At 68.4% G+C, this 12,235-nt stretch carries 12 protein-coding genes; 4 read left to right on the forward strand and 8 right to left on the reverse strand.

The window, feature by feature from the left end; all coding sequences use genetic code 11:
• Nucleotides 1–4: 4 nt before the first annotated feature.
• Nucleotides 5–973: a Bug family tripartite tricarboxylate transporter substrate binding protein gene (locus tag U9J39_RS18480; protein ID WP_326347722.1), complete on the reverse strand. Its 969-nt coding sequence runs from the start codon at nt 971–973 to the stop codon at nt 5–7.
• Nucleotides 974–1,081: 108 nt separating this feature from the next.
• Entirely contained in the window at nt 1,082–2,038 is a 957-nt protein-coding gene (locus U9J39_RS18485) for a LysR substrate-binding domain-containing protein (RefSeq protein WP_115712002.1), read from the reverse strand.
• 115 nt (nt 2,039–2,153) lie between these two features.
• Between U9J39_RS18485 and U9J39_RS18490 the strand changes: the two genes are divergently transcribed.
• Both U9J39_RS18490 and U9J39_RS18495 read left to right on the forward strand, forming a co-directional pair.
• Nucleotides 2,154–3,086 (forward strand): dihydrodipicolinate synthase family protein, encoded by a 933-nt coding sequence (locus U9J39_RS18490; RefSeq protein ID WP_115712000.1) that lies wholly within the window; start codon nt 2,154–2,156, stop codon nt 3,084–3,086.
• A 243-nt stretch (nt 3,087–3,329) separates the two neighbouring features.
• On the forward strand, nt 3,330–4,913 hold the full coding sequence (locus tag U9J39_RS18495) for an aldehyde dehydrogenase (NADP(+)) (protein ID WP_326347723.1): 1,584 nt from the start codon (nt 3,330–3,332) through the stop codon (nt 4,911–4,913).
• Between the two features lie 11 nt (nt 4,914–4,924).
• On the opposite strand, the gene U9J39_RS18500 is transcribed toward U9J39_RS18495, so the two are convergent.
• Nucleotides 4,925–5,851: a LysR family transcriptional regulator gene (locus U9J39_RS18500; RefSeq protein ID WP_115711996.1), complete on the reverse strand. Its 927-nt coding sequence runs from the start codon at nt 5,849–5,851 to the stop codon at nt 4,925–4,927.
• 210 nt (nt 5,852–6,061) lie between these two features.
• On the opposite strand from U9J39_RS18500, the gene U9J39_RS18505 reads away from it, so the two are divergent.
• Both U9J39_RS18505 and U9J39_RS18510 read left to right on the forward strand, forming a co-directional pair.
• Complete coding sequence (locus U9J39_RS18505) at nt 6,062–6,718, forward strand: dienelactone hydrolase family protein (protein ID WP_326347724.1); 657 nt, start codon at nt 6,062–6,064, stop codon at nt 6,716–6,718.
• A gap of 296 nt (nt 6,719–7,014) precedes the next feature.
• Complete coding sequence (locus U9J39_RS18510) at nt 7,015–8,061, forward strand: phytoene/squalene synthase family protein (protein ID WP_326347725.1); 1,047 nt, start codon at nt 7,015–7,017, stop codon at nt 8,059–8,061.
• Between the two features lie 36 nt (nt 8,062–8,097).
• Here the strand turns inward: U9J39_RS18510 and U9J39_RS18515 are convergent, their stop codons facing one another.
• The 5 genes from U9J39_RS18515 to U9J39_RS18535 all read right to left on the reverse strand — a co-directional run bounded on the left by U9J39_RS18515 (nt 8,098) and on the right by U9J39_RS18535 (nt 12,123).
• Nucleotides 8,098–8,754, reverse strand: a complete 657-nt coding sequence (locus U9J39_RS18515) for a DUF799 domain-containing protein (protein WP_115682221.1) — start codon at nt 8,752–8,754, stop codon at nt 8,098–8,100.
• Nucleotides 8,751–9,203 carry a DUF4810 domain-containing protein gene (locus tag U9J39_RS18520; protein WP_326347726.1) on the reverse strand — a complete coding sequence of 151 codons (453 nt, stop codon included), beginning with the start codon at nt 9,201–9,203 and terminating at the stop codon, nt 8,751–8,753. The genes U9J39_RS18515 and U9J39_RS18520 overlap by 4 nt, the downstream gene beginning before the upstream one ends.
• Nucleotides 9,204–9,245: 42 nt before the next feature.
• On the reverse strand, nt 9,246–9,917 hold the full coding sequence (locus U9J39_RS18525; protein WP_326347746.1) for a CsgG/HfaB family protein: 672 nt from the start codon (nt 9,915–9,917) through the stop codon (nt 9,246–9,248).
• A 268-nt stretch (nt 9,918–10,185) separates the two neighbouring features.
• Entirely contained in the window at nt 10,186–11,193 is a 1,008-nt protein-coding gene (locus U9J39_RS18530) for a Bug family tripartite tricarboxylate transporter substrate binding protein (RefSeq protein WP_116313330.1), read from the reverse strand.
• A gap of 198 nt (nt 11,194–11,391) precedes the next feature.
• Entirely contained in the window at nt 11,392–12,123 is a 732-nt protein-coding gene (locus U9J39_RS18535; RefSeq protein WP_326347727.1) for an SDR family NAD(P)-dependent oxidoreductase, read from the reverse strand.
• Nucleotides 12,124–12,235: the final 112 nt, after the last annotated feature.

Here is a 12,235-nt window from a genome sequence, read left to right on the forward strand (position 1 = left end):
AAGGTTATTGGTCGAGCTTGACGCCCAGTTCTGCGATCAGCTTGCCGTAGCGCACATATTCGGCACGCGAGAAGGCATCGAATTGCGCGGCGCTCAGCGCGCCAGGCACCGCGCCCACGTCGGCCAGCCGGCGCACGGTGTCGGGGTCCTTGAGCACCGTCGCCAGCGCGCCGCCCAGCTTCTGCAGTGTCGCGGGCGGCGTGCCGGCCGGGGCATAGACCCCGTACCACGCGCTCATCTGGATCCCCGGCACGCCGGCTTCGGCCAGCGTGGGCACGTTGGGCAGCAGCGCCGAGCGCTGGTCGGCGGTCACCGCCAGCGCGCGCAGCTTGCCGGCCTTGATATGGCCGATGACCGAGGGCATGGTCTCGAAGCTCATGTCCACCTGCCCGCCCATCAGGTCTACCAGCGCGCTGCTGCTGCTCTTGTACGGCACATGCAGCAGCTTGCCCTTGACCTGGCGGGCAAAGGCGGCGCCGGCCAGGTGCTGGGTGCTGCCGACCCCCGACGAGCTGTAGCGGAACTTGTCCGGATTCGCCTGGATCTGCGCCACCAGCGCCTTGACGTCGCGCGCCGTCACCTGGCTGTTGACCACCAGCACATTGGGCACGGTCGACACCAGCGCCACCGGCGCCAGGTCCTTGAGCGGATCGAACTGCAGCTTGAGCAGGTGCGGCGCGATCGCCTGCGAGGTGACCACGCCCATCAGCAGCGTATTGCCGTCCGCCGGCGCCTTGGCGGTGATGTCCGCGGCAATGGTATTGGACGCGCCCGGGCGGTTGTCCACCACCACCGGCTGCTTCAGTTGCGCGGCGAGCTTGTCGGAGACGATACGCGCCATCACGTCGGTACCGCCGCCCGGCGCGGCGCCCACCATCAGCCGCACCGGGCGCGTGTCCTGGGCCCATGCCGCGCCCGTTGCCGCGGCCATCGTGGCGAGGCCGGCGAGCGTGCCGGCGATCCATGTCTTCATTGCTGTCTCCGTCGTTTGCTGTCCGGCTCTGCGGCGCGGATGGCCAGACTATAGGAGCATCAGCGATTCGCTACTACTGACGTTTTTTGAACTGGCGATCACCTGACGTTATACCTTGGACTCCGCCGCACCGGATCCGCGCGGGCCCGCTTTCAGGATAGCCACCAGCTGCCGCGCCGCCGCCGACAGGCCGCCGCCGCGCCGCGTGACGATGCCGAAGGTCTGCTGGCGCGACTGCAGCCGCACCGGCAGGATGCGCAGCATCTTCTGGCGCGCGAACATGGCGGCGACGCCCGCGGGCAGCAGCGATACCAGCCGGGGATCGTCCTGCAGCATCGCCACCGTGACGAACGCCGATGAGGTCGACACCGCATTGGCCGGGAAGCTCATGCCGGCCAGGTCCAGTTCGCGCTGCAGCAGCGCATGCATCGGCATATGGCCGGCATACGTGATCCAGCGATATCCCGCGAGGTCGGCAAACCCCATCGGGGCCGCGCGCGGCGCGGGATGCGAGCGCCCTACCACCACCGCCACCTGCTCGTCGCCAAGCGCGTGGTAGTGGTAGCGCGCCGGCTCGTCGCTGACCAGCGAGCGGCCGATCACCAGGTCCAGGTGGCCGTCGTCGAGCAGTTCCAGCAGGCGGCGGCTGGTGTCCTCGATGACTTCCAGCGCCAGCTCCGGGTGCGCCTGGCGCAACTGCGCCAGCGCCGGCACCAGCACCTCGGGCACCGCGCCCATGATGGTGCCGACGGCGACACGGCCGCCGCTGCCGGCGCGGATGCCGGCCACCTCGTCGCACATCGCGCCCAGGTCCGCCACCAGCTGGCGCGCGTGCCGGATCACGCAATGGCCGAAGGCGTTGGGCCGCATGCCACGCCTCGAGCGCTCGAACAACGGTGCCTCCAGCATGCTTTCCAGCTCCTGCAGCGACTTGCTCGCCGCGGACTGGGTCATCGCCATGGCCGCGGCCGCCTGGTGCAGCGAGGCATGCTCGTCGAGCGCGATCAGCAGTTGCAACTGCTTCACGCGCAGGCGGCCCATGACGGTCTCGAGGGTGGATTTCATGACAGGTCGGTGAGTCGCAAAAGCGATCACCAGATGGAAAGGTTTCAATATACAGCCCGCCGGGCGGCTCGTATATTGGCCCCGACCGTTTGACTGACAGCCCGGAGACAGACCAATGACCCGCAGCCCAACCCCCACCGTCTACCGCGGCGTATTCCCGGTGGCGCCCACCATCTTCGACGCGCACGGCGGGCTTGACCTGGACGGCCAGCGCCGCTGCATCGACTTCATGATCGATGCCGGCTCGCACGGCCTGTGCATCCTGGCCAATTTCTCCGAGCAGTTCGTGCTCAGCGACGACGAGCGCAACGTGCTGATGAAGACCGTGCTGGAGCACGTGGACGGGCGCGTGCCGGTGATCGTCACCACCACGCATTTCAGCTCGCGCCTGTGCGCCGAGCGCAGTCGCGCGGCGCAGGACGCCGGCGCCGCCATGGTGATGGTGATGCCGCCCTACCACGGCGCCACCATCCGCATGCCCGAGCGCAGCATCCATGAGTTCTTTGCCACGGTCTCGGACGCGATCGACATCCCCATCATGATCCAGGACGCGCCGGTCAGCGGCACCACCCTGAGCGCGCCGTTCCTGGCGCGCATGGCGCGCGAGATCGGCAATGTGTCGTACTTCAAGATCGAGGTGCCGCAGGCCGCGGCCAAGCTGCGCGAGCTGATCGAACTGGGCGGCGACGCCATCGTCGGCCCGTGGGACGGCGAAGAGGCCATCACGCTGATGGCCGACCTGGAAGCCGGCGCCACCGGCGCCATGACCGGCGCGGGCTTTCCCGACGGCATCCGCCAGATCCTCGATGCCTGGCAGGCCGGCGACGCCGAACTGGCCGCGCAGCGCTACCAGCAATGGCTGCCGCTGATCAACTACGAAAACCGCCAGGGCTGGCTGGCCACCAGCAAGGTGCTGATGCAGGAAGGCGGCGTGATCGCGTCGGACGCGGTGCGCCACCCGCTGCAGCCGATGCACCCTGCCACGCGCGAAGGGCTGATGCGGATCGCGCGGCGGCTGGATCCGATGGTGTTGCGGTGGGGGCGGTGAGACTCTTGGCCTTGATGTGCTGGCGCCTCGCATCGAGCAGCGCTGACCCTCACCCCAGCCCTCTCCCGCGAGCGGGAGAGGGAGCACCCAGAACGCATTTGCCACGCCCGCGGTTTGCTCCCCTCTCCCGCCTTGCGGGAGAGGGGCGGGGGTGAGGGCCGGCGCATCCACGAAGCGCTATCCCTGACGATGCCTCCGACTGTCGCAGATACGAAGTCCGCTCCATCTTTCACAAATCCCACCATGACCCTCACCGGCAACCTCTTGATCGGCCGCGAATCCCCCCGCGGCACCCTCGGCACCCTCCACGCCATCGACGCCGCCACCGGCGCCACGCTGGAACCCGCCTTCGGCGGGGCCACGCCCGAGCAGCTCGACCACGCCTGCGCCCTCGCCTGGCAGGCGTTCGACACCTACCGCGAAACCGCCCCCGAGCGCCGCGCCGATTTCCTTGAAGCCATCGCCGCCAATATCCTGGCGCTGGGCGATGCGCTGGTCGACCGCTGCGTCGCCGAATCCGGCCTGCCGCGAGCCCGCATCGAAGGCGAGCGCGGCCGCACCGTGGGCCAGCTGCGGCTGTTCGCCAGCCTGCTGCGCCAGGGCGATTTCCTGGAACTGCGCGTGGATCCGGCCCAGCCCGAACGCAAGCCGCTGCCGCGCCCGGACCTGCGCCTGCGCCAGATCCCGCTGGGACCGGTGGCGGTATTCGGCGCCAGCAATTTCCCGCTGGCATTTTCGGTCGCCGGCGGCGATACCGCATCGGCGCTGGCCGCGGGCTGTCCCGTCATCGTCAAGGCGCATCCGGCGCATCCCGGCACCTCCGAGCTGGTCGGCCGCGCCATCCAGCAGGCCGTGGCCGGCATGGACCTGCCTCAAGGGACGTTCTCGCTGCTGTTCGACGCAGGGCTGGAAATCGGCCAAGGGCTGGTGCGCGATCCGCGCATCAAGGCGGTGGGCTTCACCGGCTCGCGCGCGGGCGGCATGGCGCTGATGGCGCTGGCTGCAGCGCGGCCGGAGCCCATCCCGGTGTTTGCCGAGATGAGCAGCGTCAACCCGGTGCTGCTGTTCCCGCATGCACTGGCGCAGCGCGCCGAAGCCATCGGCACCGCCTTCGCCGATTCGCTGACGCTGGGCGCGGGGCAGTTCTGCACCAATCCCGGCCTGGTGCTGGCCGTTGCAGGGGACGACCTCGACCGCTTCCTGCAGGCTGCCTCGGCACGGCTGGCCACACTGCCCGCGGCGACCATGCTGACCCCCGGCATCCATCGCGCCTATTGCGCCGGCGTCGCGTCGCTGGCCGGGCACGCGCAGGTGCAGACCGTCGCGCGCGGCGCGGCAGGATCTGCCACGCAGGGGCAGGCCGCGCTGTTCGCCACCGACGCCGCCGCCTTCCTCGCCGACCCGGCGCTGCGCCACGAAGTCTTCGGCGCCGCCGCGCTGGTGGTGCGCTGCCGTGACCTTGCCGAAATGCGGGGCGTCATCGACGCACTGGAAGGCCAGCTGACCGCCGCGCTGCATCTCGACGACGCCGACCATGACGCCGCCCGCGCGTTCCTGCCCGCGCTGGAACGGCTGGCGGGGCGCATCCTGGTCAACGGTTTCGGCACCGGCGTGGAAGTCGGCCATGCGATGGTGCACGGCGGCCCGTGGCCGGCGACCTCCGACGGCCGCAGCACCTCGGTGGGCAGCCTGGCGATCGCGCGCTTCGTGCGCCCGGTCAGCTACCAGGACATGCCGGCCGGGCTGCTGCCCGCGTCGCTGCGCCCGGACAGCCCGCAGCGGCAGCACTGGCGCGTCGACGGCAAGCTGCCTGGCAGCGCCGACTAAACACCAGCGCGCTAGCGCGACAGCGCCCGCAATGCATCGATCAGCAGGCTCATCGATGCGGTCGGCGGGCGGCCCCGCCGCGTGACGATGCCATAGGGCCCCAGCTTGCGCGGCAGCGGCAAGGGCAACACCGCCAGCGCCCCAAGCCGGCCATAGTAGGCCGCCACCGACTCCGGCAACACCGCGATCAGCTCGCTGTCCGCCAGCAACGACGTAGTCATCAGCACCGCCGCGGTCTCGATGGTCGACGGCGGCGCCGGCACGCCGGCATCCTCGAACGAGCGGTCGATCAGAGCGCGCATCGGGCTGGGGCGCGGCTGCATGATCCACGGGTAGCGGGTCAGCTCCGCGAACGTCAGCTTGCGCCGCCGCGCCAGCGGATGCTGCGGCCCGACCACGATCGCCAGCCCCTCGTCGCCCAGCTGCTCGAACTCCAGCCCGCTGCTGTCCCAGCCATCCGGCACCCGGCCCAGCACAACGTCGAGCTGGTCGCGCTCGAGCTGCGGCATCAGCACGTCGCTGGTTTCCACATGCACCGCCACCTCCAGCCGCGGATGATCGCGGTTCAGTTGCCGGATCACGTCGGCAAGCAGTCCCGGCGTCGGCGCCATCACCGCGCCAACGCGCACGCGGCCGATCTTGCCGGATTCCAGCGCCACCAGCTCGTCGCGCAAGCCGCCCATATCCGCGAACACCAGCCGCGCATAACGCGTCGCCGCCAGCCCGAAGCGCGTCGGCCGCAGCCCGCGCGCATGGCGCTCGAACAGCGGCACGCCGAGCAGGTCTTCCATGTCCTGCAGCATCTTGCTGACCGCGGGCTGCGTCAGCGTCAGCGCTTCCGCGGCCTGGCGCAGCGAGCCGCGCTCTTCCACGGCAAGCAGCAGGCGCAGGTGCTGCATCTTGAGGCGGCCGTGCAGGGTGCTGACGGGTGGGATCATGGGAGCGGTGAAGGCGCGGAGGCAAGGACGGGCTCGCGCCCGTGAGCGCAAATTCTTATCGCTTTGCCCGGGATGGTCAACCTGCGGAGATTGCGCCACCGGTGGCTGGCCCCGCTGCCATGCCCGCCCTATAGTGGAATGCGAGGCGGCCGGTTGTCACCTACGGTGCTTCGGGGCCGCATCCGATACATCCCAGGGGAGGCCAGCGTTATGCATGGCGATGCCAACACCACCGAGGTGACGATCCCGGCCGCCGGCGTGATCTTGCAAGGCGTGCTCGCGCTGCCCCCGGGCGCCACGGCACTGGTGCTGTTCGCGCACGGCACCGGCAGTTCGCGCCATAGCCCGCGCAATCGCTACGTGGCAGCCGAACTCAATCGCTGCGGCATGGGAACCTTGCTGATGGACCTGCTGCTGCCCGACGAAGACCAGGTGCAGGCGATCCGCTTCGACGTCGCGTTGCTGGCCGATCGGCTTGCCCATGCCACCAGCTGGGTCACGCAGCAGGCCGGCATGCCAGCTCAGCTGGGCTACTTCGGCGCCAGCATCGGCGCCGCCGCATCGATTCGCGCCGCGAGCACGTCGCCAACCCCGATCGGCGCCATCGTCTCGCGCGGCGGCAGGGTCGACCTGGCAGGCGCCGACGCCCTTGCCACCCTGCCGACACCGACCATGCTGATCGTCGGCGGGCTCGATGTCAGCGTGCTGGAACGGAACGAGTCCGCCTTCGCCCAGCTGTCATGTCCGAAGAAGCTGGTGATCGTGCCCGGCGCTTCCCATCTGTTCGAAGAGCCCGGCGCGCTGCAGTCGGTGGCCCGCCTGGCGGCGCAATGGTTCGAGCGCTATCTGTGCAAGGCATCGTCCTGAGCCACGTGCTGGCCTGCAATAAGCCGAACGCCGAAGCGTCCGCGGATTGACCGACCTGCAGGAGACAGCGCACCACGTTGTCACCTGTTCTCCATCAGCCATGACGGATCGCCGGCGCTCGTCCTTCGCGACGATGAAATCATCTGTCCCGGTGCAACGTTCCGCTTTTCCTTGCATGCCCTGGACTTTCCCCTTGGTGACAAGGCGCGAGCGACGCCGCAGGTACAATGTGCCGGCCCGCGGCCTTGCCGAGCGGGCGCATCCACGCCAATTTCTCAAGGAACAGGTCACCACCGATGCGCGACACCAGCCGGGCATTCCTCCTCGGTCCGCTGCTCAAAGGCGTGTCGCGTTCGTTCTACCTGACGCTGCGCGTGCTGCCCGCGCGCATGCGGGATCCGGTGGGGCTGGCCTATCTGCTTGCACGCGCCGCGGACACCATTGCGGATACCGCGCTGATCGCGCCGGAAAGGCGGCTGGCATTGCTGCTGTCGCTGCGCGAGCAGGTCAACGGCGTGAATGCCGGGGTGGCGTCGACGCCCGACTTCGCGGCGGAAGTGGCAAGCCGCCAGGAGCAGTCCGACGAACGCGTCCTGCTCGCGTCGCTTGAACACGCGCTGGCGGTGCTGGCGCAACTGGAGCCGGCAGACCGCAGCGCGGTACGGCAGATCGTGTCGACGCTGACAGAAGGGATGGAATTCGACCTGCGCACGTTCCCTGATGAACGCGCCGGGCGCATCGTCGCGCTGCGCGAAGTGGAAGCGCTGGACCGCTATACCTACCTGGTCGCCGGCTGCGTGGGCGAGTTCTGGACCCGCATGGCCGCCGCCCACATGCCCGGCGCGATCGGCGACACCGGGACCATGCTGCGCCGTGGGATTCGCTTTGGCAAAGCCCTGCAGATGACCAATGTGCTGCGCGACTGCGGCAAGGATCTGCGCATCGGCCGCTGCTATTTGCCGGAGACGATGCTGGAGCGGCACGGTCTGCAAGCGCAGGACCTGCTGCGCCCGGACGCCTCCGCGCTCGCGCGCCCGCTGATGTTAGAGCTGGTGCCCATCACGCTGGCACACTTCGAGCAAGCGCTAGCCTATACGCTGGCCATCCCGGCGCGCTTCGTCAGGCTGCGGCTGGCCTGCCTGTGGCCGGTGCTGATCGGCATGGAGACGCTGAAGCGCCTGGTGCGCAATGACGACTGGCTCGATCCCGCCAGCGCGTCGCGGCTGCCCCGTAGCGGGGTTTACCGGATCCTGGCGGGCTCGTTGCCGGCGGTGCTGTCGAACCGGCTGTTGCGCTTCTGGTTTGCACGCCAGAAGCGCGATATCTCCGCCATCATCCGCTGAGGCGGGCACCGCCGGTGCCACCCCGGCGGGACGACCTTAGTCGGACTGGTACTTCGGCGAGCGCGGCCCATACAGCAGGCCGCCGGGCTGGCCTGCTGCCAGCAGCCGGTAGCTGGTGCTGCCCGCAACGGTATAGCTGGCGTCCATGGTGTGGTTCATCGCCTGCGTGATGGCCGCACTGATCAGCATGCCGATCAGCCCGCCGCCGCTGCTGGAGCTGTCGGTGGCAGCCACCGCGGTGCCGGACCACAGGACGTCGCCGTTCCTCAGGTCGACCAGCTTGGCGTTGGCCGCGACCCGGGTCACGCTGCTGAGGATCTGGTAGCGCGAGCCATACTCGGTCACGGTGACGTACAGCGCCGCGTCCGCGCCGAAGATCTCGTGCAGCTTGGCCAACGGCACGGCATGGATGTCGTCCGGCACGGTCAGGCCGTTCTGCCGGAAGGTTTCGTCGACCACGGCCACGGGCAGCACGTAGTAGCCCGATTCCGCCAGCGGGAAGGTGGCTTGCGACAGCATGGCATAGGTGGCCTTGATGTCGGGCGACGTGTTCTGCGGCGGCAACACCACGATCGAGCGCGGCCGGCTGGCCTTGAAGGCGGCGTAATCCACCTGCTTGGTCGGCACGGCACAGCCGGCGAACAGCATGGCCATGGCCACGCCAGCGACATAGGTGAGGAGCCGGCGCATCATTGGGGATTCCTTGCGGTGGTGGCAGTGGCGGTGGCGGTGGCGATGCCACTATCCTTGCCGGCGGCGGCGCCGGTCTTGATCTCGGTGCGGGTGTCGCTCTTGACGTTCCTGAGCAGGAAATCCATATAAGGCGCCGATTCCGGAAACAGCGTCTTTTCGGTCTGGAATTCCTTGATCATCTGGTCGCCCTTGCCGATGTTCAGGTACAGCAAGCCAAGCTGGGCGTGATAGCCCGGCGGCACCGACCCGCTCTGCGCCTGGATCTTCTGCAGCCCGCTTTCCAGGGCCGTGATCTGCGCTTCCCTGGATTCGCCCTTGAAATATTCGTAGACCTGCGTCTGGTAGCCCTCCCACTGGTACATGGGCTTGGGCGCCGCGCAGCCGGCAAGCAGGAGGCTGCCGGCGGCCGACAATAATGCTGCGCGATGCAGCATGACCGTGTTCATCATTGTTGTTCTCGTTGCGTTGGATTCAGCGCCGCGACCGGGCGCTTACTGCTGCGCCGGCTTCCAGGCGCCGCTCTCGATGGCGCTGACCAGGTTGTTCACGGCCTCGCGCATGGCCAGGTCCATGACCTTGCCGTTGAGCGTCGAGTCATAGCTTGCCGTGCCGCCAAAGCCGATCACCTCGCGGTTCGACAGCTTGTATTCGCCCGCGCCTTGCGTGGCATATACGACTTCCGAGGTACTGATGTTGACGATGTTAAGGTTGACCTTGGCATAGGCCACCTGTTCGCGGCCGCGGCCGAGGATGCCGAACAGCTGCACGTCGCCGACTTCCTTGCGCCCGAACTCGGTGATATCGCCGGTCACCACATAGTCGGCGCCCTTGAGGCGTTGCGCCTGGTTCTTGATCGCTGCCTCGCGCCTGATCTCTTCCAGGTTCTCGCGCTCCAGCACATTGAAGCGGTTGGTCTGCTGCAGATGGGTCACCAGGCTGGTCTTGGCCTGCCCGCTCAGGCGGTCGATGCCGTCCGAGAACACGCCGCGCATGTAGTTGGAGCGGTTGTCGAACTTGCCGACGGCAATTGGCGTGCGCACGCCGTTATAGGGCCGGCTGGCGCTTTCCACCTTCTGCACCGGCAAGGCGGTCGAGGTCTCGGTGGCGCAGCCTGCCAGCAGCAGCGCGGCGGCGGCCGCGCCGAGCAGGCCGCACGATGTCATGATCTTCACTTGGTTTTCTCCCTGTTGTGATTGAGCGGATGCCATGGTCCGGGAACGCCATGGCGGCCCGCGGCGCGCCATGCTACACCGAGTCCTGCGAGGGTAAGTCAACCTGGATCAACAGGCTGGCGCGGCGGGGCGCACGGATCGCTGTTCTGTCTTACGGCAGGCTTTGGCAAATCCTTAGCCACGCGCAGTGACGAAGCAAAAAAAAAACCGGCCCAACGGGCCGGTTCGATGCTGCGGACAGCAAGCGCCAGGCGGATGCTCAATCCACCGTCGCCCCCGAAGCCTTCACCACCTTCGCCCACTTGGCCGTTTCCGACTTCATGAACGCGGCCAGCTGGGCCGGCTTTTCCGGGTTGGGCTCGGCGCCCTGGTCGGCCATCTGCTTCTTCACGTCCGGCATGGCCAGGATCTTCACCACTTCGGCGTTGAGGCGGTCGACGATGGCCTGCGGGGTGCCGCCGGTGGCGTACAGCGCGAACCACGAGGTGGCTTCATAGCCCGGCACGCCCGATTCGGCCACGGTCGGCACGTTGGGCAGCGCCGGCGAGCGCTTGGCCGAGGTCACCGCCAGCGCGCGCAGCTTGCCCGCCTTCACGTGCGGGTACGACGACGGCATGTTGTCGAACATCAGGCCGATCTGGTTGCCCAGCAGGTCGTTCACGGCGGGGGCGCTGCCCTTGTACGGGATGTGCTGGATATGCAGGCCGGTCATCGAGTTGAACAGCTCGCCCGACAGGTGCATCGACGAGCCGCTGCCCGACGAGCCGTACGACAGCTTGTCCGGGTTGGCCTTGACGTAGGCGATCAGTTCCTTGATGTTGTTGACCGGCACCTTGGGGTTGGCGACCACCAGGTTCGGCACCATCGCCACGCGGCTGATCGGCGCGAAGTCCTTGACCGGGTCGTACGGCAGCTTGGAGTACAGCGACTGGTTGATGGCGTGCGTGCCGATGGTGCCCATGAACAGCGTGTAGCCGTCGCCCGGGGCCTTGGCGGCCAGCGACGCGCCGATGTTGCCGCCCGCGCCCGGACGGTTGTCGATCACCACCGGCTGGCCGAGGGCCTTGCCCAGCTGCAGGCCGACGATGCGGGCCAGGATGTCGGTAGTGCCGCCGGCCGAGAACGGCACGATCAGCGTGATCGGCTTGGTCGGATAGCCGCCCTGTGCATGGGCCGCGCCGGCAAAGCCGGCGAGGGTGGTGGCCAGTGCCACGCCGGCGGCAAGCAGGCGGCGGCGCGTGGTGGAGGTCTGGGAATCTTGTCTCATCGGTAATGCTCCGGTGCTATGTCATTCCGGCGGTGATCGGTACCGCGGGAGGTTGTGCTGAATGGCGTGATTGCCGTTCCCGAACGGAGCGCGCACACGCGCGCTGCCGGTGGGCGGCCCGCTTATGGGCCGCCATGCGTGACGCTTGGTTAACGTCTCTTCTTGTTGAATGCTTGAGTCGCGCAGGCGCGCCGGTCCTTACACCGGCGCAACGCCCAGCGTGGTGCCGCCGCACACGTACATCACCTGGCCGGTGACGAAGCCGTTGTCGGGCGACAGGAAGAACAGCGCGGCGCGTGCCACGTCTTCCGGGGTGCCCATGCGCTTGACGGTGATGCTGGCAAGGATGCGCCTGGTTTGCTCCGCGCCGTCGGGATTGCTCTTGCGGAACAGCTCGGTGGCGATCGGGCCCGGGGCCACGGCGTTGACGGTAATGCCGTCGCCGCCCAGCTCCATCGCCAGCGTGCGGGTCATGCCGATCAGGCCGGCCTTGGTGGCCGAGTACACCACGCGCTCCGGCTTGCCCAGCGCGGCGCGCGAGGCCATGTTGACGATGCGGCCGAAACCCGCGGCGCGCATCGCGGGCAGGCAGGCTTGCAGCAGCAGCAACGGGGCTTGCAGGTGCAGGCCGGTGACGTAGTCCAGGTCGGCAACGGTGGCGCTGTCGGCGGTGCCGGGGCGGGTGGCGCCGGCATTGTTCACCAGGCGCGTGACGGCAAAGCGCGACGTGACCTGCTCCGCCACGGCGCGGGTCGCCTCGGCATCGGTCAGGTCGGCCTGGAAGAAGGTCAGGTTGGGATGCGACCACGCCGGCGCGGCGTAATCGACATTGACCACCTGGGTCACGCCATCGGCCAGCAGCATTTCACAGATGGCGCGGCCGATGCCGGAACTGCCGCCGGTGACGAGGGTGGCTACGGGGAGGGACATCTTTGACTCACTTTCAAAACGACTGCGGACTGCGGTCTTGCTCCCCTCTCCCGCATGCGGGAGAGGGGCCGGGGGTGAGGGCAGGACTTTGCATACCAGCGCGACTGACTTC

It is taken from the genome of Cupriavidus sp. SS-3 (assembly GCF_035818815.1).
In the GTDB taxonomy this organism is placed as follows: Bacteria; Pseudomonadota; Gammaproteobacteria; order Burkholderiales; family Burkholderiaceae; genus Cupriavidus; species Cupriavidus taiwanensis_C.